Genomic DNA, 21,464 nt, shown 5'->3' with positions numbered 1-21,464 from the left:
GCCATGTTCCAAAAACACCTTCAAAAAGCCACCGACAGTATTGAAAAACGGACATTATACGTTGTCGCCACGCCCATCGGCAATTTGGCGGATATCACCCTGCGCGCGCTCGCCGTCCTGCAAAAAGCCGACATCATCTGCGCAGAAGATACGCGCGTTACCGCACAGCTTCTGAGTGCATACGGCATACAAGGCAAGCTCGTCAGCGTGCGCGAGCATAACGAACAGCAGATGGCGGACAAAATCATCAACCATCTTTCAGACGACCTCACCGTCGCACAAGTTTCCGACGCGGGTACGCCCGCCGTCTGCGATCCCGGTGCGAAACTCGCCCGCCGCGTGCGCGAGGCAGGGTTTAAAGTTGTCCCCGTTGTCGGTGCGAGCGCAGTCATGGGCGCGTTGAGCGTCGCAGGCGTTACCGAACCCAATTTTTACTTCAACGGTTTCCTGCCGCCGAAATCCGGCGAACGGCAGAAGCTGCTTGCCAAATGGGCGCAGGCTGATTTCCCCGTTGTGATGTTTGAAACCCCGCACCGTATCGAAGCCACCCTTGCCGACATGGCGGCTCTCTTCCCCGAACGCAGCCTGACCCTCGCTCGAGAAATCACTAAAACCTTCGAAACCTTCCTCAGTGGTACGGTTACTGAAATTCAGACGACCCTGAAAAACGACGGCAATCAAGCGCGCGGCGAAATGGTGGTCATCCTCCATCCTGCGCTTCGTGAAAAACACGATACCTTGCCCGAAGCCGCGCAAAACGTTATGAAAACCCTCGCTGCCGAGCTGCCCACCAAACAGGCTGCCGAACTTGCCGCCAAAATTACCGGCGAAAGCAAAAAAGCCTTGTACGATTTGGCATTGGAATGGAAACGGGTTTCAGACGAGGCTTGAGGGTGTAAGGTCGTCTGAAAAAACTAGGGCTTGATTTCACAATATAAGCAAGCAGAAAAACGATGTTTACAGTACAACGCATTTATAGCTACTTCCCCGCAGACGGACAAACCGCCGTCTTTATCGACCGCCTTTATCCGCGCGGGATTACGAAGGAAAAGTTCGCCTCCGTCCTCTGGCTCAAAGACATTACGCCCAGTGCCGCCCTGCGCCGTTGGTATCATGAAAACCTGGAGCAGAATTTCGACGGCTTCGTTACGCGCTATCACGAAGAATTGCAGGGTGAGGTGCAACAGCGCGCCGTAGCCCGCCTGCTTGAGTTGGAGAAGCAAAACGGCAGGGTATGGCTGCTGACCGCCGTCAAGAATCCGCAGCGTTCCCATGTTTCGGCGTTGGCCCAGTTTTTAGGTGCGGTATTCGAGTATCGGGAATAGGATGGATTTGTTCGAACCTGTTTTTCAGACGACCTTTGCCGCTATCGGTTACAATCCGTTTTTTCTCCTTAAACCAATATTCCAAAGCACAAAATTATGCTGAAAATCATCTCCGCCAACGTCAACGGCATCCGCTCCGCCTACAAAAAAGGATTTTACGAATACATTGCCGCATCGGGCGCGGACATTGTCTGCGTGCAGGAACTCAAAGCGCAGGAAGCCGATTTGTCCGACGAAATGAAGAATCCGCACGGGATGCACGGCCATTGGCATTGCGCCGAAAAACGCGGTTACAGCGGCGTGGCGGTGTACAGCAAACGCGCGCCTGACAATGTGCAAATCGGTATGGGCATTGAAGAATTCGACAGGGAAGGGCGGTTTGTGCGCTGTGATTTCGGAAAGTTGTCGGTGATTTCGCTTTATCTGCCCAGCGGCACCAGCGCGCCGGAGCGGCAGGAATTGAAATACCGCTTTTTAGACGCGTTCTATCCCATGCTTGAAGCCATGAAGGCGGAGGGGCGCGACATTGTTGTCTGCGGAGACTGGAACATTGCCCACCAAAACATCGACTTAAAAAACTGGAAAGGCAATCAGAAAAACTCAGGCTTCCTGCCCGAGGAGCGCGAATGGATAGGCAAAGTCATCCATACGCTCGGCTGGACGGATATGTGGCGCACGCTCTATCCCGACAACCCCGGCTACACTTGGTGGAGCAACCGCGGACAGGCGTATGCGAAAGATGTCGGGTGGCGCATCGACTATCAGATGGTTACGCCTGAACTCGCCGCCAAAGCGGTATCCGCGCATGTTTATAAAGACGAGAAATTTTCCGACCATGCACCTTTGGTCGTGGAGTATGACTATGCTGCCCAATAAAGTTTTCGGCAAATACGATTGGAATGTGAACGGTAAAACCGGCATAGGCGCGGCATGGGTGGTCGCCGCGTTTGTACTGCCTATGCTGGTGTGGACGATATTCATGCTGGCGCGGATGTCCGGCTGGGTTGAAATGACCCGCGCAAATCCGCTTTGGGCGTTGGTGTGGCTGCTGTTCTCGCTGCCCTGTCTTCTGATTGCCGCCAAGTGTTTCGGCTGGAAAGGCTGGCGGTTGATTGCCAACATCCTGATCTGCCTCGCCACCTGTGCCGTTTTAAGCGTCCCTGCCGCGATCTTGATTACCTATACGCTCCACGATTTGCTCAAATAGGTCGTCTGAAATGCGAACTTTCGAACTCGAAGACCTGACGCTTTTCTTGATACGCGACGCGGACGAAGCGGAAATGTGGATAGACCGCTGGGAGGTCAGCTATCCCGTCGTCCAAACCGCCGCCGCTTCCGCCAATCAAAGCATCGCCCAATGGCAGGCAAATATTCAAACGGCGTTTGAAGGCATCAGCGGCGAACACATCGCCGTCGTCGCCCACGGCGCAGGCGTGTCCGCTTTTTTGGCGTGGCTCTACCAAACCGACATCCTGACGCAGAAAAAAATCGTCAACATCATCCTCGTCTCGCCGCGCCCCGAAGCCTTCCCCGACGATGAAATACATACCTTCCGGCGAGTTCGTTGCCCCTGCCGCACCGCACTTGTAATCGCCGAACAAAACGGCACGCCGCGCAACTGGGCGGAAGAACGGGCCAACCTGTGGAACGCCCGCCTCCTGCTGTCGCCACATTCCGGCACGCTCAACGGCGCACTCGGCGGCTGGCAATGGGGTATGAAGCTGATGCAGGAAATGCTCTTGAGTTGAACAAAACGCTTGCAGGGATAAAGCAGAAAAGGTCGTCTGAAACTTGAAATCAGGTTTCAGACGACCTTTTTGTTACGTTAAAGTGAAATGAAAAGCCCGTGCTGCCATTCTTGCGCAGCCGCCTTCGTGTAAGAGAGTAAGGAATGACAGTCTCAATAATTTTCCAGCGTAATCTTTATTTATGAAAATAATAACTATTCTCTTTTGTGGGAATGTGTGTTAGCCTGATGGCATTGAATTCATTGAAGAACCGATTTTCATGCTTGATATTGCTTTGCCCAACCTCATCACTGCCTTCGGCATCACCCTCGCCGCCGGATTGTTCACCGTATTGGGCAGCGGGTTGGTGATGTTTTCCAAAACGCCCAACCCGCGCGTATTGTCGTTCGGATTGGCGTTCGCGGGCGGGGCGATGGTGTATGTGTCGCTGACAGAGATTTTCAACAAATCCAACGAAGCCTTTGTGGAGGTTTACGACAAAGACAAAGCCTTCGCCGCCGCGACGCTGGCTTTTCTGGCAGGCATGGGCTCGATTGCGCTGATTGACCGCCTTGTGCCGAACCCGCATGAAACGCTCGACCCGCACGACCCCGCCTTTCAGGAAAACAAACGCCGCCACATCGCCCGAGTCGGCATGATGGCGGCGTTTGCGATTACCGCGCACAACTTTCCCGAAGGTTTGGCAACGTTTTTCGCCACGCTGGAAAACCCCGCGGTCGGGATGCCGCTGGCGCTCGCGATTGCGATACACAATATTCCCGAAGGCATTTCCATTGCCGCTCCCGTTTATTTCGCCACCCGCAACCGCAAAAAAACCGTCCTCGCCTGCCTCGCTTCAGGGCTTGCCGAACCTTTGGGCGCGGTTTTGGGCTATACCCTGCTCAAGCCGTTTTTATCGCCTTTTGTGTTCGGCGCAGTGTTCGGCGTGATTGCAGGCGTGATGGTGTTTCTTGCGTTGGACGAATTGCTGCCCGCCGCCAAGCGTTATTCCGATGGACACGAAACCGTTTACGGCTTGACGTCCGGCATGGCGGTGATCGCCTTGAGTTTGGTGTTGTTCCATTTCTGATTCCGCTTCAGGCTGATACCTCGAAGCGATTGTTCTATAATTGCCGTTGTTTTCGATTTTGGAACGGCATGATGTATCTCGAACAGGAAAAACCTTATCGGCCTTTGTTGACTGCATTGATTTTTGCCGCATTGCCGTTGGCGTTATTGATTCATGATGTGTTCGCCATGATAGCGGGCGGCGGCGGATTGCTGTTTAGCCGGCAGGATGGCGGGTGGTCCGTGGCGAAAGGCTGGAACGATTCGGCGGTATGGCTGGTTGCAGGCATGTTTTTCTTTTTCAACCTGTTGATTGCTGCCGTTTTGGTCAAAGCGGCTTTGAAAAAAATGTTGCGCAGGTATACCCGCCATGCGCTGTTTCTCGCCGGCATGGCAGCTTGTGTGGCTGCCGCCGTTTGCTTGATGTTGGAGGCAGTTTTAGGCAGTACCGCATTGGGAGGGATGCGTAACGGCGGGATATTGTGTTACACGGTGGGCGTGTGGATGATTGCAATGATGACCTTGCCGAAACAGCTGACACGCGCCATCGTCCAGCCGATTACCTTTTATCCGAGAAAACGCTAGGCAGCGTTTTGAGACTGAATAGATGAAAATACGCATTGGAATACGGTTCTATTGCGTATTTTTTGTGCAAAATATTATGATAAATTGATAATTACAGGTGCAATATTCCTGTTTGGATTGTTTATTTTTGTAAAATATTACTGATGCTTAAAATATATATTTTTGATTTATAAGAATAATTTTGTTGAAATTATTTGACTTGGAAATATTTTTGCAAATTATCAAGAATCTGACAAAACTTCTTTCGAATATACTGTCTAAACATTCAGTATAGATAGTTTTCTATCGCGCAGCCGATTGTCATTCGTGTAACGATTGGTCTGTGTTGAAGGCTTCCGCATCCCGTTGCAGAGAAGCAGATTCTTGCTTATCAACAAACAATACAGAAGAAAAAGGAATTTTCATGAAGTCGTTTGAGAAAATTGACAACATCCGCGATATCCGCAAAAAACTCGGTTTGAACCAAATGGACTTTTGGAGCCGTATCGGCGTAACCCAATCCGGTGGTTCACGTTACGAATCCGGTCGCAATATGCCCAAACCTGTGCGCGAGCTGCTGCGCTTGGTACACATCGAACGCGTTGACTTGGCAAAAGTAAACCGCGACGATTTGGCGATTGCCTCCCTGCTGAAAAACCGCGACCCTGAGTTGTACGCTTCCCTGAAAAAAGAAGCCAAATCCGACAAAGGCAAATAAGCCCGTTTCGATTTGTTTCAAAAAGGTCGTCTGAAACGATATTCCGTTTCAGACGACCTTTTTGCGCTATAATCCGCAATTATTTTTTAAACAGACGTTTGCCCGCAAACCCTTTTACAGACAGCATTTTTTACCATGTTAGACAAATACAATCCCGCCGAAATCGAATCCAAACACTATCAAAACTGGGAAACCCAAGGTTATTTCCAGCCCGATATGGATTTGACCAAACCGTCTTTTTCCATCCAACTGCCGCCGCCCAACGTAACCGGCACGCTGCACATGGGCCATGCCTTCAACCAAACCATCATGGACGGCCTGACCCGCTACTACCGCATGAAAGGCTGCAACACTGCCTGGATTCCCGGCACCGACCACGCGGGCATCGCCACGCAAATCGTGGTCGAACGCCAGCTTGCCGCGCAAAACGTATCCCGTCATGATTTGGGTCGTGAAAAATTCTTGGAAAAAGTATGGGAATGGAAAGAAGTTTCCGGCGGCACGATTACGCAGCAGATGCGCCGCGTGGGCTGCTCTGCCGACTGGACGCGCGAGTATTTCACGATGGACGACGTGCGCGCCGAAACCGTGACCGAAGTGTTCGTGCGCCTGTATGAACAGGACTTGATTTACCGCGGCAAACGCTTGGTGAACTGGGATCCGGTTTTGGGTACGGCAGTGTCTGATTTGGAAGTGGAAAGCGTGGAAGAACAAGGCTCTATGTGGCACATCCGCTATCCGCTGGCGGACAATCCTGCCGAAGCCGTTATCGTAGCGACCACCCGTCCCGAAACGCTGCTGGGCGACGTTGCCGTTGCCGTCAATCCTGAAGACGAACGTTACACCCACTTAATCGGCAAGGAATTAATCCTGCCGCTGACCGGCCGCACCATTCCCGTGATTGCTGACGAATACGTTGAAAAAGACTTCGGTACAGGCTGCGTAAAAATCACGCCTGCGCACGACTTCAACGACTACGAAGTCGGCAAACGCCACGACACGCGGTTAGTTAATGTGTTCGACTTGGAAGCCAAAGTGCTGGCAAACGCCGAAGTGTTCAACTTCAAAGGCGAAGCGCAACAAGGCTTTGCCCTGCCTGAAAAATACGCAGGCTTGGACCGCTTTGCCGCACGCAAACAAATGGTTGCCGATTTGCAGGAACAAGGCTTGTTGGTCGAAATCAAAGCGCACACGCTGATGACGCCGAAAGGCGACCGCACAGGCTCGGTGATTGAGCCGATGCTGACCAGCCAATGGTTTGTCGCCATGTCCGCCACGCCAAACGGCGGCGAGCCTGACAGCGAATTCAAAGGCTTGAGCCTCGCCGACAAAGCCAAAAAAGCCGTCGACAGCGGCGCGGTACGCTTTATCCCTGAAAACTGGGTCAACACTTACAACCAATGGATGAACAACATCCAAGATTGGTGTATCTCGCGCCAACTGTGGTGGGGGCATCAAATCCCTGCATGGTACGACGAAGCAGGCAATGTTTACGTTGCCCGCAATCAGGAAGAAGCCGAAAAACAAGCCGGCAAAACAGGCTTGACCCGCGAAGAAGACGTATTGGATACATGGTTCTCCTCCGCGCTCGTGCCGTTCTCCACGCTCGGCTGGCCGTCTGAAACCGACGAACTCAAAGCCTTCCTGCCGTCCAACGTCTTGGTCACCGGCTACGAAATCATCTTCTTCTGGGTGGCGCGCATGATTATGATGACCACCCACTTCACCGGCAAAGTACCATTTAAAGACGTGTATATCCACGGCATCGTGCGCGACCACGAAGGCAAAAAAATGTCCAAATCCGAAGGCAACGTCATCGACCCTGTCGATTTGATTGACGGCATCGACCTGGACAAACTGCTGGTAAAACGCACCACCGGCCTGCGAAAACCCGAAACCGCGCCGAAAGTGGAAGAAGCCACACGCAAACTCTTCCCCGAAGGCATCCCCAGCATGGGCACGGACGCCTTGCGCTTCACCATGGCGAGCTACGCCAGCCTCGGTCGCAGCGTGAACTTCGACTTCAAACGCGCCGAAGGCTACCGCAACTTCTGCAACAAAATCTGGAATGCCACCAACTTCGTCTTGATGAATACCGAAAACCAAGACTGCGGCTACGGCGCAACCGCCACCGAACCGCGCGGCTATTCTTTCCCCGATATGTGGATCATAGGTCGTCTGAATCAGACCATCGAGCAAGTAACGCAAGCCTACGAAACCTATCGCTTTGATTTGGCAGCGGAAACCCTGTACAGCTTCGTATGGAACGACTATTGCGACTGGTATCTGGAACTCGCCAAAGTGCAGCTCCAAACCGGCTGCGCCAGCCGTCAGCGCGCCACACGCCATACCTTATTGCGCGTACTCGAAGCCGCCCTGCGCCTGCTGCACCCGATTATCCCGTTCATCACCGAAGAACTGTGGCAAACCGTCGCCCCCATGTGCGACGCGAAAACCGCCGACAGCATCATGCTCGCCCGTTTCCCCGAAGCCGACCGCGAACAAATCGTTCAGACGACCTTCGAGCAAATGACCGTGTTACAGGATTTGATTGGCACCGTCCGCAACCTGCGCGGCGAAATGGGCATCCAGCCCAACGTCAAAGCCCCGCTGTTTGTCGAAAGCGCGGACGACTTGGCGGACTACCTCAAATACCTGCCGATGATGACCCGCCTGACCGAAGCACAGCAAGTCGCCGCCCTGCCCGAAAGCGAAGACGCGCCCGTCGCCGTCTGCAACGGCGCACGCCTGATGCTGAAAGTCGAAATCGACAAAGCCGCCGAAACCGCCCGTTTGAGCAAAGAAGCCGAGAAGCTGCAAAAAGCCTTGGACAAACTCAACGCCAAACTCTCCAAACCCGGCTACACCGAAAAAGCCCCCGCGCATCTGGTGGAAAAAGACAAAGCCGATTTGGCGGAATTGGAAGATAAGATGGCGAAAGTGCAAAATCAGTTGGCGAAGTTGAAAGCATAGTAGTTATTTGGTTGTAAGAAAGGCAGCCTGAAAACGGAGGGGTGGATTTTCAGGCTGCTTTATAATTTTAAAGAGGATTATTTATGGATAACAAAACTAAAATTTTTTCATATAATGATGCTTTATTAGCCTTAAATGATTGGGCTAAAAATAAATTAATTGAAGCAAATGTTGAATATGAAAAAACTGGCAGAGTGCCTTTCTTTATCCAATATCTAAATTATCAAGCAAAATTAGTTAGAGCTACTTCGCGCAAAATTACATGCTCCAAAGAATTTTCAGTTAGTCTAGAAAATCAGAAAGGATTTGATAATCTATGCAATATGCTGGCTACTGGGGAAAATGTTAATGAATATTTAAGTAAATCATCATTGAGTGCAAATCGTATAGATGGAATGATGGATAATTTTGGTATTAAGCATTTCCATCTTGGAGATACTATTGAAAATGGATTTATTAAAAGAACACAAGAAATTGCTCTAGGGTTGGTAACAGATAAAGAAGTCTTTTTTATCTTAAGCAAAAATCATGGGAAAGGGCACGGTAATATTTGGTATGAAAAAGATGTTCTTGAAATCTTACATAAACAGCGACCTGATTTAATTGAACATTGCAAGGTTACTCATATGGAAAATTTATCCAATCCTATTTCAAATACAAAGGACATTAAAAATCTTAGAGACGGTAACATAAATACCCCTATTACATTAGATGACGGTACATCTTATATGCCTTTTAAGCTTGGTCAAACAATGGCTGGCTTTTCCATCATGCATACTATAAAAATGCAGAGTATCGCACGTGAAATATACCGTTTGGCAACTAATATTTTAAGAGATAATAAAGAAATGAAATTTATAGAAGTGAATCAACTGGATTTAACAACAGAAGGTTTACTTAAACTTGTCAAATTTAAAATATGCAATCAAGAGAATACTTGTTATTTTATATCAATTCAGTAAGCGTAGGTTGGGTCAAGACCCAACAACTTCTTAAAATCCGCAAAACTTGTTGGGTTTACAGCCTAAACTACCCAAAGGCCGTCTGAAACCCCCTTGCAGACGGCCTCATCAAAAGGAAATCAGATTATGGCCTTCATCGTGCCTATATTGCTCGTTGTCGCCATCGTCTTACTCCATATTCATACCTGCTTTACCGAAACCGTCCACCTCAACAAATGGCGGCCGTGGCTGATTATTCTACTGTTGCTTCTGACCGGCACTTGGTTTATCTACTTCGTCAGCCGTACCGCGCTGATAAAGCTGGGTGCCCAGCTAGTGCTGATTACCGGCCTCGTGATTTACATCTCTTGAACATCCGCCTGCGGCAAAATACCCGCAAAGGCCGTCTGAAAATGCAGCTTCAATGCCGTTGCAACTTTTCAGGCGGCCTCTTTTTTATTATCCTTGCAGGCAGAACCCATACGGCAAGTTTCTTGAGGAACGGGATTATTGGTATGGTGTGGATTGGAATGACGCCGTCTGAGTTTTTATTTGGATATTAAGGAGGGTTTTGCCCGTTATTTGAGTTTGAAGAAAAGGTCGTCTGAAAACCAAAATCTGTTTTCAGACGACTTTTTACATGATTGCGCAATATGAAACCTTAAAACAGCTTCTGCACTTCCGCTTCAATATCGTCGGCGCGCATAAAAGTTTCGCCGATTAAGAAGGTATGCACGCCGTGGCTGCGCATAAAATCCACGTCGGATTTGCCGCGGATGCCGCTTTCAGTAACGACGGTTTTACCTGCCAGCGCAGGCAGTAAATCCAGAGTCTGCTGTAAAGATACGTCGAATGTCCGCAGGTTTCGGTTGTTTACGCCCCATAAGGGTGTTGTCAGATTTCGGCATTTTTCCAATTCAGAAGCATCATGCAGTTCTAACAATACGCTCATGCCTAATTGCTGGGCTACTGCTTCAAAATGTTCTAATTGTTCTTGCTCAAGCGCGGCGGCAATCAGTAAGACGGCATCAGCACCCCAGGCACGCGCCTGATAAATCTGATACTCATCAATGATGAAGTCTTTTCGTAAAACGGGAAGCCCGACTGCCGCGCGTGCCGCTTTCAAATATTCGGGAGAGCCTTGGAAATATTGTTCGTCAGTTAAGACGGACAAGCACGCAGCTCCGGCATTTTCATAAGCGTGGGCAATCTGCACAGGATGGAAATCGGGTCTGATCAGCCCTTTGCTAGGGCTGGCTTTTTTAATTTCAGCAATGACGGCAGGGCGGTTTTGCTCGTGTTTGGTACGGATAGAGTCAAAAAAACCGCGTACGGGCAAGGCGGCATCTGCCTGTTTTTTCATTTCATCCAAAGAGACAGAAGCTTTTTGTGCGGCGACTTCCTGGGCTTTGGTTGCAAGGATTTTATTCAGAATATTGGTCATAACAGGTTTCCTGCACGGTAAAGCCGTCATCTTAACACAAGAGGTCGTCTGAAAAATAAAACGCGGTAAACAAAACAAGCCGTACGGAATAATTCCGACGGCTTGTTGATACGTTGTTAAAACAATTACTTTGCAGCGTCTTTCATTTTGTCTGCAGCATCTTGAGTTGCATCAGCGGCTTTGTTCAAAGCATCTTTAGCAGCATTTTTTGCATCTTTGGCAGCTTCTTCAACTGCTTTTCCTGTGGCTTCGGTTGCGTCCGATAAGGCTTTATCTGCGGTTTCCTTAGCGTTGGAGACAGCTTTATCTGCACTTGCCTTAGCATCGGCAGCAGCATCTTTAACATCAGAAACGGCTTTTTCGGCAGCGTCTTTGGCATCGGCAGCCGCATCTTTAGCGTCGGAGACTGCTTTATCAGCCGCATCTTTTGCCTCGGAAGCGGCTGCATTGACATCGGAAGCTACGGCAGAAGCAGCTTCTTGGGTTTGTTGTTTGGCCTCTTGAGAGCATGCAGCCAAGCCGGCCATCATCATCGCAGCAATCAGTAATTTTTTCATGTTTTATCCTTTCTTAATCTGGAAAATACCTACTTCGTTTGAGGCAGGCGTGGGAATCATAACATAACAGGTCAGCAAAATAGGGCAGTTTAACGGCAAATAACAGGCTGTTTACTTTTATTGAAAAAAATTTCAATAAAATTATTGACGCACAGGATGTCTGCCAATATAATTCACAGCTTATCGGGTCGTTAGCTCAGTCGGTAGAGCAGCGGACTTTTAATCCGTTGGTCGAGCGTTCGAATCGCTCACGACCCACCAAATATTAAAACCTGCTTTGAAAAAAGCAGGTTTTTTTTTCATGTTCTCCGTAATAATCTACTTCTCCTACAAATATACTTGTATGCCAGACAATTTAAGCATACACTGATTACACACGACTACAACAACAGGAGAACTTGAAATGAAACAATTGGCAATGTACATCAACGGACGCTTTGAAAATGATTTCAACGGCGAATGGCGCGACGTATTGAACCCTTCCACCGAAGAAACCATCGCTCGCGAACCCAAAGGCGGCAGGGCGGATGTTGACCGTGCCGTAGCGGCGGCGCGTGCGGCGCAACCGGCATGGGAGCGGCTGCCTGCGGTCGAACGCGGCGCGTATTTGCGCAAAATCGCCCAAGGCATACGCGAACGCGCCGACGAGCTGACCGACACCATCGTTGCCGAAGGCGGCAAAACCAAAGACTTGGCGCGCGTGGAAGTCATGTTCACCGCCGACTATCTCGATTACCAAGCCGAATGGGCGCGCCGTTATGAAGGCGAAATCATCCAAAGCGACCGCCCGCGCGAAAACATTTTATTGTTCAAACGTCCGCTGGGCGTCGTGGCAGGCATCCTGCCGTGGAACTTCCCCTTCTTCCTGATTGCCCGCAAAATGGGTCCCGCTTTGGTAACGGGCAACACCATCGTCGTCAAACCCAGCAGCGTGACCCCGATCAACTGCCACATCTTCGCCGAAATCGTCGATGCGGTCGGACTGCCCGCAGGCGTGTTCAACGTGGTGAACGGCCCCGGCGCGGAAATCGGCAATGCCTTGTCCGCCCATCCGCAAGTCGATATGGTCAGCCTGACCGGCTCCGTTGAAGCGGGCCGCCAAGTGATGGAAGCCGCTTCCGCCAACATCACCAAAGTCTCGCTGGAACTCGGCGGCAAAGCGCCTGCCATCGTTTTGAAAGACGCGGATTTGGATTTGGCAGTCAAATCCATCTTGGCTTCGCGCGTCGGCAACACCGGTCAAATCTGCAACTGCGCCGAGCGCGTCTATGTCCACAGCAGCCTGAAAGACGCGTTCATTGAAAAAATGACCGCCGCCATGAAAGGTGTGCGCTACGGCAACCCTGCCGAAGCCGAAGCAGGCGCGCTGGAAATGGGGCCGCTGATTGAAGAGCGCGCCGTCAAAGCCGTTGCCGAAAAAGTGGAACGCGCCGTCAAACAAGGTGCGACGCTGGTCTGCGGCGGCAAACGCGCCGAAGGACGCGGCTACTTCTTCGAGCCGACCCTGCTGACCGACACCGACAACAACATGGACATCATGAAGGAAGAAACCTTCGGCCCCGTCCTGCCTGTTTCCACTTTCGACACGCTCGACCAAGTCATCGCCTTGGCAAACGACTGCGAATTCGGTCTGACCAGCTCCGTGTACACCACCAACCTGAACGAAGCCTTCTACGTTACCCGCCGCCTGCAATTCGGCGAAACCTACATCAACCGCGAAAACTTCGAAGCCATGCAGGGCTTCCACGCGGGCTGGAAAAAATCCGGTATCGGCGGCGCAGACGGCAAACACGGTTTGGAAGAATATCTGCAAACCCAAGTCGTTTATCTGGAAACCAATATTTAACTGCCGATATTAGACTCAGTTAAAAGAAATGCCGCCTGCAACCGATTTTCGGGTTTCGGGCGGCATTTTTGCCTTTATAGAAAAAAACACCGACATCGCGTAAAATATGCGCAAATTTTGTGATTCAATCAGGTCGTCTGAAACAGATTGCGCCTGATTTATTTTTCCGGAAAACACCATGAGCGAACAAAACAATCCGCAAACCGAGCCGCAGTTGGACGAAAACCAAATCATCGCCCTGCGCCGCGAAAAACTGCACAACATCCGCCAACAGCGCATTGCCTATCCCAACGACTTCAAGCGCGACAGCTTTGCTGCTGATTTGCATGCCCAATACGGCGAAGTCAGCAAGGAAGAACTCGACCCGCAAGCCGTCCCCGTCAAAATTGCCGGCCGTATGATGCTCAAACGTCAAATGGGCAAGGCGAGCTTCGCCACCATCCAAGACGTGACCGGTCAAATCCAGCTTTATCTGAACAACAAAGGCGTGAGTCAGGAGGTTTTGGACGATTTCAACCATTGGGACTTGGGCGACATCGTCGGCGCGGAAGGCACTTTGTTCAAAACCAATCACGGCGAATTGACCGTGCGCGTGTCTGACATCCGCCTGCTGTCCAAATCCCTGCGCCCGCTGCCCGACAAACACAAAGGCTTGAGCGATCAGGAAACCAAATACCGCCAACGCTACGTTGATTTGATTGCCAACGAAGAATCGCGTAATACGTTTATCAAACGCAGCCAAATCATCCAATCCGTGCGTAATTTCATGGTGAACGAGCATTATCTCGAAGTCGAAACCCCGATGATGCACCCGATTCCCGGCGGCGCGACAGCGAAACCGTTCGTGACCCACCACAACGCCTTGGACATCCCGCTCTACCTGCGCATCGCCCCCGAGCTGTATCTGAAACGCTTGGTGGTCGGCGGTTTAGAGCGCGTGTTTGAAATCAACCGCAGCTTCCGCAACGAAGGCATGTCCGTTCGCCACAACCCCGAATTCACCATGATTGAATTCTACGAAGCCTTCTCCGACTACGAACGCATGATGCAGATGGTGGAAGACATCATCCGCAACGCATCGCGCACGGTAAACGGCACGGCGAAAATCAGCTACAACGGCAAAGAAGTTGATTTAGAAAGCCCGTTCGAACGCCTGACCATTCTTGACGCCATCAAAAAATACAATCCGCACTACACCGACGAGCAGTTGAACGATGCGGAGTGGCTGAAAAAAGAAATCGTCAAACACGGCGAAAGCCTGCCGCCGTCTCCGGGCATCGGCAGCCTGCAACTTGCCCTGTTTGAAGGTTGCGCCGAGAGCAAACTGTGGAACCCGACCTTCATCGTCGATTACCCTGTCGAAGTTTCCCCGTTAGCACGCGCTTCCGATACCAAACAAGGTCTGACCGAACGTTTCGAATTGTTCGTTGTCGGCCGCGAGCTGGCAAACGGCTATTCCGAGTTGAACGACCCTGAAGACCAAGCCGAACGCTTCAAATCACAAGTCGCCCAAAAAGACGCAGGCGACGACGAAGCCATGCACTACGATGCCGACTACATCCGCGCGATGGAATTCGGTCTGCCGCCGACAGGCGGTTGCGGCATCGGCATCGACCGCTTGGTAATGCTGCTGACCGATTCGCAAACCATCCGCGACGTGATTTTGTTCCCACAAATGCGTCCCGAATAAGGTAGGCAGATAATAAAGAAAAGGTCGTCTGAAAACTGGAAAATTGGTTTTCAGACGACCTTTGTCGTTTTTGTACCACTTTGTAACTTTGATTAACCCATATCGATTTCTCATGAAATTCAGAAGAGAATGGGAAATTTCACTTCAGGCGACCCAAACGGATTGAATAGCCAAGATTTACACGGTAAACTTACACAATTAAAAAATTTTATGATTTACTCACTATGAAACCCGCCTTCGACATAAAGTCAGCCCGGCTTGACGTGCTGGCTATTCACCTGCATACCGCAGATCTGACCGAATTAGAAGAGTTTCTACGCCAGCGCGCCGGTCAGTATCAAGAATTGGATATTGTTCCTTTTGTTTTAGACGTACAGGATTTCGACCACCCCGAGTCATTGGACATCGGGGCTATGCTGACCCTTTTTGCCCGTTACGGCATGCAGATTTTAGGGCTGCGCCATGAAAGTGAAAGTTGGTCGTCTTTTGCGGCACGTTATCATTTGGTTTTCAGTCGCAGCGACAAATCCGAGCCGCAACAACCCAAAATCAACCAAGAGCCTGCGCCTGTTCAGGCAACCGTCATCAATAACCCGACCGTCCTCATCAGCACCCCCGTTCGTACCGGACAGCAGGTTTACGCGGAAAACGGCGACCTTATCGTGACCGGTATCGTCAGTGAAGGTGCAGAGCTTATTGCCGATGGAAACATTCACATTTATGCGCCCATGCGCGGCAGGGCGCTGGCTGGCGCGAAAGGCAACACCAACGCGCGCATCTTCATCCACTCCATGCAGGCGGAGTTGGTCTCCGTAGCAGGTATTTACCGCAATTTCGAACAAGACCTGCCTGACCACCTGCACAAAAAAGCCGTACAGGTTTCATTGCAAGACAACCGCCTGGTTATCAGCGCAATCGACACAGATTAACCGTTCCAAGATTTGAAAGGAAATATCGTGACAAAAATCATCGTAGTAACATCAGGTAAAGGCGGCGTAGGTAAAACCACGACTAGCGCCAGCATTGCAGCCGGATTGGCATTGCGCGGCCACAAAACCGCCGTTATCGACTTTGACGTCGGCTTGCGCAACCTCGACCTGATTATGGGTTGCGAACGACGCGTTGTGTATGACCTGATTAACGTCATACAGGGCGAAGCCACACTCAACCAAGCCCTGATTAAAGACAAAAACTGCGAAAACCTCTTCATTCTGCCCGCTTCACAAACCCGCGACAAAGACGCGCTGACTCGTGAAGGCGTCGAAAAAGTCATGCAGGAATTGAGCAGTGACAAAATGGGATTCGAATACATCATCTGCGACTCTCCCGCCGGTATCGAACAAGGCGCACTGATGGCACTCTACTTCGCCGACGAAGCCATCGTTACTACCAACCCCGAAGTATCCAGTGTCCGTGACTCCGACCGCATCTTGGGTATCCTGCAAAGCAAATCCCGCAAAGCGGAACAAGGCGGTACAGTTAAAGAACATCTGCTGATTACCCGCTACTCGCCAGAGCGCGTCAACAAAGGCGAAATGCTGTCCGTGCAAGACATTTGCGACATCCTGCGCATCCCGCTTTTGGGCGTGATTCCCGAATCGCAAAACGTCCTGCAAGCATCCAATGCCGGCGAACCCGTCATCCATCAAAACAGCGTTTCCGCTGCCGAAGCCTACAAAGACGTTATCGCACGCCTCTTGGGTGAAAACCGCGAAATGCGTTTCCTGGAAGCTGAGAAAAAAGGCTTCTTCAAACGACTGTTCGGAGGCTAAGCCATGTCATTAATAGATATGTTGTTCGGCAGAAAGCCGAAAACCGCCGCCGTCGCACGCGACCGCCTGCAAATCATCATTGCCCAAGAACGCGCACAAGAAGGGAAAGCCCCCGATTATCTGCCGACCCTACGCAAAGAATTGCTGGAAGTATTGTCCAAATACGTCAACGTTTCTTTGGACGACATCCGCATTTCCCAAGAAAAGCAGGACGGTATGGATGTTCTCGAATTGAACATCACCCTGCCTGAACAAAAAACGGAACAGAAAAAGGCTTAACACATGACCTTGACCGAATTGCGTTACATCGTAGCCGTCGCGCAGGAGCGTCATTTCGGACGTGCCGCGCGCCGCTGCTTTGTCAGCCAGCCCACCCTTTCCATCGCCATCAAAAAGCTGGAAGAAGAGCTGTCGGTATCCCTGTTTGACCGCAGCAGCAACGACATCATCACCACTGAAGCGGGCGAACGCATCGTTGCCCAAGCCCGCCGCGTGCTGGAAGAAGCCGAGCTGATCAAGCACCTTGCCAGCGAAGAGCAAAACGAATTGGAAGGCGCATTCAAACTCGGTCTGATTTTTACCGTCGCCCCTTACCTTCTGCCCAAGCTCATCATTTCCCTGCGCGAAACCGCGCCGAAAATGCCCCTGATGCTTGAAGAGAACTACACGCACATCCTGACCGAATCGCTCAAACGCGGCGACGTCGATGCCATCGTAGTCGCTGAACCCTTCCAAGAGCCTGGCATTGTTACAGAGCCTTTGTATGACGAGCCTTTCTTCGTCATCGTCCCCAAAGGGCACCATTTCGAAGAACTCGATGCCGTTACCCCGCAAATGCTGGGTGAAGAGCAGGTTTTGTTGCTGACGGAAGGCAACTGTATGCGCGACCAAGTTTTATCAAGCTGTTCCGAGCTTGCCGCCAAGCAGAAAATCCAAGGTCTGACCAACACCCTGCAAGGCAGTTCCATCAACACCATCCGCCACATGGTTGCCAGCGGTCTCGCCATCAGCGTCATGCCCGCTACCGCACTGACCGAAAACGACCATTTACTGTTCAGCATCATACCGTTTTCTGGCTCCGTACCGCACCGCCGCGTCGTTTTGGCATACCGTCGGAACTTCGTCCGCCCCAAAGCACTGACTGCTTTACGGACTGCCATCCTCAATTCCCATCTTCACGGCGTAAGTTTTGTGAAGGAATAAAAGGGTTGGCGTATTGGTGTAAACTGATTGCTGTAAATAATCAAAAAGGTCGTCTGAAAAACATTTTTCAGACGACCTTTTTGTGTCATACGGATGAAAACGGCTTTAGCTGTTTTTCAATCCTAAAACGTCCTGCATATCGTACAAACCGGTTTTGCCGTTTACCCAAACTGCGGCGCGGACGGCACCGGCGGCGAAGGTCATGCGGCTGCTGGCTTTGTGGGTGATTTCGACGCGTTCGCCGTCGGTGGCGAAGAGGGCGGTGTGGTCGCCGACGATGTCGCCTGCGCGGACGGTGGCAAAGCCGATGGTGGATGGATCGCGCGGGCCGGTGTGGCCTTCGCGGCCGTAAACGGCGCATTGTTTGAGGTCGCGGCCGAGCGCGTCGGCAATGACTTCGCCCATGCGCAGGGCGGTGCCGCTGGGGGCATCGACTTTGTGGCGGTGGTGGCCTTCGATGATTTCGATGTCGTAGCCTTCGTTGAGGACGCGGGCGACGGTGTCGAGGATGTGGAAGGTGAGGTTGACGCCGACGCTGAAGTTGGCGGCGAAGACGACGCCTGTTTTTTCGCCTGCGGCTTGGATGGCGGCTTTGCCTGCGTCGTCGAAGCCGGTGGTGCCGATGATGATGTTGACGCCTTTTGCAACGCATTTTTGCAGGTGTTTGAGGGTCGGCTCTGGGCGGGTAAAGTCGATGAGTACGTCGCTTTGGGCGAGGACGGCGTCAACGTCGTCTGAAATGGCGATGCCGGTTTTGATACCGGAAGCGAAACCTGCGTCCAAGCCTAAGACTTCGGAGCCGGAGTGTTCGAGTGCGCCGGAGAGGACGGTGTCGGGATGGTTGTTGACGGCTTCAACCAATACGCGACCCATGCGGCCGTTGACGCCGGCGATGGCGATTTTCAATGCGCTCATGCGTTTTCCTTGTGATTATTGTGCGGTTTGGGCTGCTCTTTGTTCGGCTTGCAGGGTTTCGATGGATTTTTGGATGGCATCGCCTTCTGCGCGGACAAGGACGTCGTTTTCAAAATAAACGGTGAGGTTGCTGCGGTCTTTGATGATGCCGTTGCGGCTGGTATTGAAGGTGTAGTCCCAGCGGTCGGCGTGGAATGCGTCGCGCAGCAGCGGGGTGCCGAGCAGGAGTTGGACTTGGTCGCGGCTCATGCCTGCTTGGAGGGAGACGACGGCGCGGGGATCAAGTTCGTTGCCTTGGATGACTTTGAGTTTGTAAGAGGGGAACAGGGAAACGCGTTCGGCGCTGCATGCGGAAAGTCCGATGAGGGCGGCGAGGGCAAGACAGAGGGTTTTGTTCACAGATATGCCTTTCTGTTCGAATTCGGGTGGAAGGGTATCATTGCTTGAATATTTCGAAAAAGCAAACGATAATCATCTCTTTGATTATAATTTCAGCCAACTATCGTTTGTATGCAAACAGGACTTGTGGTTTTATTGCAAACCGCTATGGTGTAATGGGCTGAAATTGCGTATTATAACGTCTATTACTTTACAGGGATATTGAATATTATGGAAAAATTCAGCAATATTGCGCAATTGAAAGACAGCGGTTTGAAGGTTACCGGTCCGCGTTTGAAAATCTTGGATTTGTTCGAGTCTCATGCTGAAGAGCATTTGAGTGCCGAAGATGTGTACCGTATTTTGCTGGAAGAGGGTGTGGAAATCGGCGTAGCGACGATTTACCGCGTATTGACCCAGTTCGAACAGGCAGGCATTTTGCAGCGCCACCATTTTGAAACCGGCAAGGCGGTTTACGAATTGGACAAAGGCGACCACCACGACCATATCGTCTGCGTGAAATGCGGCGAGGTAACGGAATTCCACAATCCTGAAATCGAGGCCTTGCAAGACAAAATCGCGGAAGAAAACGGCTACCGCATCGTTGACCATGCGCTTTATATGTACGGCGTGTGCGGCGAATGCCAAGCGAAGAGCAAACGCTGATTCCCGTTTTAAAAGATGTTTGATGTTCAGACGACCTCGGATGAGAATTTGGGGTCGTCTGAAATTTTTTGCGGAACATGAACAGCGTACTACTGAGAACTAGAAAATATTTTAGGATTTCCGATGAGTATCCCCTTGCTTTACCCTAATGATTACACTTTCCCCGACCCGTTTTACGCGCTGGAAGAATGCGACGGCTTGGTCGGTATCAGCCGTGATTTGGATACGGGACGGCTGCTGTCGGCGTATCGGCAGGGGATTTTCCCGTGGTTCAGCGAAGACGGCTGGTTTTTTTGGCATACCATAGATCCGCGCGCCGTCATCGTGCCTGAAAATCTGCATATCGGGCGTTCGTTGGCGAAAACCTTGCGCAACAAACCCTATCGGGTAACGGTCAACCAATGTTTCGAAACCGTCATTGCGCATTGCGCCGCCTTTCCGCGCCCCGGTCAGGATGGCACATGGATTGTTCCCGAATTCCAAGCCGCTTATACCGAGCTGCACCGCTTGGGTCATGCGCATTCGTTTGAATGTTTCTATCCCGATGAAACAGGTCGTCTGAAACTGGCGGGCGGCTTTTACGGCGTACAAATCGGACGGGTGTTTTACGGAGAATCCATGTTCGCCCTTGAGCCGGATGCCTCCAAAATCGCCTTCGCGCGAGCCGTTCCGTTTCTTGCCGGATTGGGCATCGAGTTGATTGACTGTCAGCAAGATACCCTGCATATGCATCGTTTCGGTTCGGAACCGATACCGTTTGCCGAATTTCAGACGACCTTGCAACGCTTGAACGCTTTGCCTTTGAAGGAAGCGTTGGGCGCGCGGGTAGTGGGTGGAACGTTGGAATAGCGGCAGGATATAGAGTCGGCTTCGAGTCAGAAGCGAATAGAAAAAGGTCGTCTGAAAACCCAATTTTTGGTTTTTCAGACGACCTTTGGATTATATTAGGCAAGGGTAATACTTGTTTTATAGTGGATTAAAATTGCAATGATACGGCGTTGCCAACGCCCTTATGTACTACCTTGTACACGGCGGACGTTGGCGCCTTGTCTCATTTTTATTTTAATCCACTATATCTTGCAGCAGGATTTTCGTCAAAACAGTTTTTGCGAGTCCAGCAGCAGGGTAACGGGGCCGTCGTTGCACAGGCTGACCTGCATATGCGTTTGGAAGCGGCCGGTTTGTACGTTCAAACCATGTCCGCGCAATAGTTCTGCGGTATGCAGATAGAGCGTTTGCGCCTGTTCGGCAGGGGCGGCTGCCGAGAAAGACGGGCGGCGGCCATTTCGTGCATCGGCATACAATGTGAATTGGGAGACCAGCAGGATTGAGCCGCCGACATCTTTGACGGACAGGTTCAATTTGCCGGCATCGTCTTCGAAAATACGCAGATTGGCGGCTTTGTCGGCAATGTAGCGCGCATCTAATTCGGTATCGTCGTGGGTAACGCCGAGCAATATCATCAATCCGTTATCGATTTCGGCGCAGGTTTCCTTATGATTTCCGTCCAATACATCGACACGGGAACAACTCACTTTTTGAATGACGGCTCGCATAGCGGTTCTTGATCTCTATTTCAAAAGATTGGTTGACGGCAGATTCAAATACAAAAGTGTTTCGACAGCAATGCAGGTAGAAAAGGTCGTCTGAAAAACGTTATGGTTTCAGACGACCTTT

Annotated in this window: 24 protein-coding genes and 1 tRNA gene; 20 read left to right on the top strand and 5 right to left on the bottom strand. The window is 51.1% G+C overall.

What is annotated here, in order from left to right:
* Positions 1-3 precede the first annotated feature (3 nt).
* The 11 genes from rsmI to DBY90_RS00660 all read left to right on the top strand — a co-directional run bounded on the left by rsmI (position 4) and on the right by DBY90_RS00660 (position 9,688).
* Positions 4-891 carry a 16S rRNA (cytidine(1402)-2'-O)-methyltransferase gene (gene rsmI / locus DBY90_RS00710; RefSeq protein WP_070492830.1) on the top strand — a complete coding sequence of 296 codons (888 nt, stop codon included), beginning with the start codon at positions 4-6 and terminating at the stop codon, positions 889-891.
* Positions 892-953: 62 nt separating this feature from the next.
* The gene (locus DBY90_RS00705; RefSeq protein ID WP_070492828.1) at positions 954-1,325 is read left to right on the top strand and encodes a DUF488 domain-containing protein; all 372 of its coding nucleotides are present in this window, start codon (positions 954-956) and stop codon (positions 1,323-1,325) included.
* Between the two features lie 96 nt (positions 1,326-1,421).
* Complete coding sequence (locus DBY90_RS00700; protein WP_003758273.1) at positions 1,422-2,201, top strand: exodeoxyribonuclease III; 780 nt, start codon at positions 1,422-1,424, stop codon at positions 2,199-2,201.
* Positions 2,188-2,532 (top strand): hypothetical protein, encoded by a 345-nt coding sequence (locus tag DBY90_RS00695; protein ID WP_107986387.1) that lies wholly within the window; start codon positions 2,188-2,190, stop codon positions 2,530-2,532. The genes DBY90_RS00700 and DBY90_RS00695 overlap by 14 nt, the downstream gene beginning before the upstream one ends.
* Before the next feature lie 10 nt (positions 2,533-2,542).
* The gene (locus DBY90_RS00690; protein ID WP_107986385.1) at positions 2,543-3,073 is read left to right on the top strand and encodes an alpha/beta hydrolase; all 531 of its coding nucleotides are present in this window, start codon (positions 2,543-2,545) and stop codon (positions 3,071-3,073) included.
* A gap of 259 nt (positions 3,074-3,332) precedes the next feature.
* Complete coding sequence (gene zupT / locus DBY90_RS00685; RefSeq protein ID WP_107986383.1) at positions 3,333-4,142, top strand: zinc transporter ZupT; 810 nt, start codon at positions 3,333-3,335, stop codon at positions 4,140-4,142.
* A gap of 71 nt (positions 4,143-4,213) precedes the next feature.
* Positions 4,214-4,705 (top strand): hypothetical protein, encoded by a 492-nt coding sequence (locus DBY90_RS00680; RefSeq protein WP_107986381.1) that lies wholly within the window; start codon positions 4,214-4,216, stop codon positions 4,703-4,705.
* Positions 4,706-5,108: 403 nt separating this feature from the next.
* Entirely contained in the window at positions 5,109-5,402 is a 294-nt protein-coding gene (locus DBY90_RS00675; RefSeq protein WP_003744960.1) for a helix-turn-helix domain-containing protein, read from the top strand.
* Positions 5,403-5,537: 135 nt separating this feature from the next.
* Positions 5,538-8,375, top strand: coding sequence for a valine--tRNA ligase (locus DBY90_RS00670; protein WP_070491222.1), 2,838 nt, complete (start codon positions 5,538-5,540; stop codon positions 8,373-8,375).
* Positions 8,376-8,458: 83 nt separating this feature from the next.
* Positions 8,459-9,337, top strand: a complete 879-nt coding sequence (locus tag DBY90_RS00665; protein ID WP_070491225.1) for a hypothetical protein — start codon at positions 8,459-8,461, stop codon at positions 9,335-9,337.
* A gap of 126 nt (positions 9,338-9,463) precedes the next feature.
* The gene (locus DBY90_RS00660) at positions 9,464-9,688 is read left to right on the top strand and encodes an enterochelin ABC transporter (RefSeq protein WP_234405083.1); all 225 of its coding nucleotides are present in this window, start codon (positions 9,464-9,466) and stop codon (positions 9,686-9,688) included.
* 289 nt (positions 9,689-9,977) lie between these two features.
* On the opposite strand, the gene trpC is transcribed toward DBY90_RS00660, so the two are convergent.
* Positions 9,978-10,760 (bottom strand): indole-3-glycerol phosphate synthase TrpC, encoded by a 783-nt coding sequence (trpC, locus tag DBY90_RS00655; protein ID WP_070491227.1) that lies wholly within the window; start codon positions 10,758-10,760, stop codon positions 9,978-9,980.
* Positions 10,761-10,885: 125 nt separating this feature from the next.
* Positions 10,886-11,317, bottom strand: a complete 432-nt coding sequence (locus DBY90_RS00650; RefSeq protein WP_070491229.1) for an Ag473 family lipoprotein — start codon at positions 11,315-11,317, stop codon at positions 10,886-10,888.
* Positions 11,318-11,502: 185 nt separating this feature from the next.
* Between DBY90_RS00650 and DBY90_RS00645 the strand changes: the two genes are divergently transcribed.
* The 7 genes from DBY90_RS00645 (at position 11,503) to DBY90_RS00615 (ending at position 17,828) form a co-directional block, all read left to right on the top strand.
* Positions 11,503-11,578: transfer RNA gene (locus tag DBY90_RS00645), tRNA-Lys, on the top strand.
* Positions 11,579-11,720: 142 nt separating this feature from the next.
* Positions 11,721-13,163, top strand: a complete 1,443-nt coding sequence (gene aldA, locus DBY90_RS00640; protein ID WP_049228810.1) for an aldehyde dehydrogenase — start codon at positions 11,721-11,723, stop codon at positions 13,161-13,163.
* A gap of 178 nt (positions 13,164-13,341) precedes the next feature.
* Positions 13,342-14,853: a lysine--tRNA ligase gene (gene lysS / locus DBY90_RS00635; RefSeq protein ID WP_070491230.1), complete on the top strand. Its 1,512-nt coding sequence runs from the start codon at positions 13,342-13,344 to the stop codon at positions 14,851-14,853.
* A 224-nt stretch (positions 14,854-15,077) separates the two neighbouring features.
* Positions 15,078-15,782, top strand: coding sequence for a septum site-determining protein MinC (gene minC, locus DBY90_RS00630; protein ID WP_049228814.1), 705 nt, complete (start codon positions 15,078-15,080; stop codon positions 15,780-15,782).
* A 27-nt stretch (positions 15,783-15,809) separates the two neighbouring features.
* Complete coding sequence (gene minD, locus DBY90_RS00625) at positions 15,810-16,625, top strand: septum site-determining protein MinD (RefSeq protein WP_070491233.1); 816 nt, start codon at positions 15,810-15,812, stop codon at positions 16,623-16,625.
* A 3-nt stretch (positions 16,626-16,628) separates the two neighbouring features.
* Entirely contained in the window at positions 16,629-16,904 is a 276-nt protein-coding gene (minE, locus tag DBY90_RS00620) for a cell division topological specificity factor MinE (RefSeq protein WP_003742768.1), read from the top strand.
* 3 nt (positions 16,905-16,907) lie between these two features.
* Positions 16,908-17,828, top strand: a complete 921-nt coding sequence (locus DBY90_RS00615) for a hydrogen peroxide-inducible genes activator (protein WP_003742769.1) — start codon at positions 16,908-16,910, stop codon at positions 17,826-17,828.
* Between the two features lie 105 nt (positions 17,829-17,933).
* Here DBY90_RS00615 and dapB read toward each other — a convergent pair whose 3' ends face one another.
* Together dapB and DBY90_RS00605 are read right to left on the bottom strand one after the other, a co-directional pair.
* Positions 17,934-18,743 (bottom strand): 4-hydroxy-tetrahydrodipicolinate reductase, encoded by an 810-nt coding sequence (gene dapB, locus DBY90_RS00610; RefSeq protein WP_107826002.1) that lies wholly within the window; start codon positions 18,741-18,743, stop codon positions 17,934-17,936.
* Positions 18,744-18,758: 15 nt separating this feature from the next.
* The gene (locus DBY90_RS00605) at positions 18,759-19,142 is read right to left on the bottom strand and encodes an outer membrane protein assembly factor BamE (protein WP_016686935.1); all 384 of its coding nucleotides are present in this window, start codon (positions 19,140-19,142) and stop codon (positions 18,759-18,761) included.
* A gap of 210 nt (positions 19,143-19,352) precedes the next feature.
* Here DBY90_RS00605 and fur point away from each other — a divergent pair, with 210 nt between their 5' ends.
* On the top strand, positions 19,353-19,787 hold the full coding sequence (fur, locus tag DBY90_RS00600; protein ID WP_003742777.1) for a ferric iron uptake transcriptional regulator: 435 nt from the start codon (positions 19,353-19,355) through the stop codon (positions 19,785-19,787).
* A 123-nt stretch (positions 19,788-19,910) separates the two neighbouring features.
* A complete protein-coding gene (aat, locus tag DBY90_RS00595) occupies positions 19,911-20,636 on the top strand; it encodes a leucyl/phenylalanyl-tRNA--protein transferase (RefSeq protein WP_107826001.1) in 726 nt (241 codons plus the stop codon).
* Positions 20,637-20,881: 245 nt separating this feature from the next.
* On the opposite strand, the gene dtd is transcribed toward aat, so the two are convergent.
* Positions 20,882-21,343 (bottom strand): D-aminoacyl-tRNA deacylase, encoded by a 462-nt coding sequence (dtd, locus tag DBY90_RS00590; protein ID WP_060974702.1) that lies wholly within the window; start codon positions 21,341-21,343, stop codon positions 20,882-20,884.
* Positions 21,344-21,464: the final 121 nt, after the last annotated feature.

It is taken from the genome of Neisseria mucosa (assembly GCF_003044445.1).
GTDB lineage: Bacteria > Pseudomonadota > Gammaproteobacteria > Burkholderiales > Neisseriaceae > Neisseria > Neisseria mucosa_A.
Note: the sequence above shows the minus strand (reverse complement) of the source record. Positions and strands in the feature narration are given on the sequence as shown.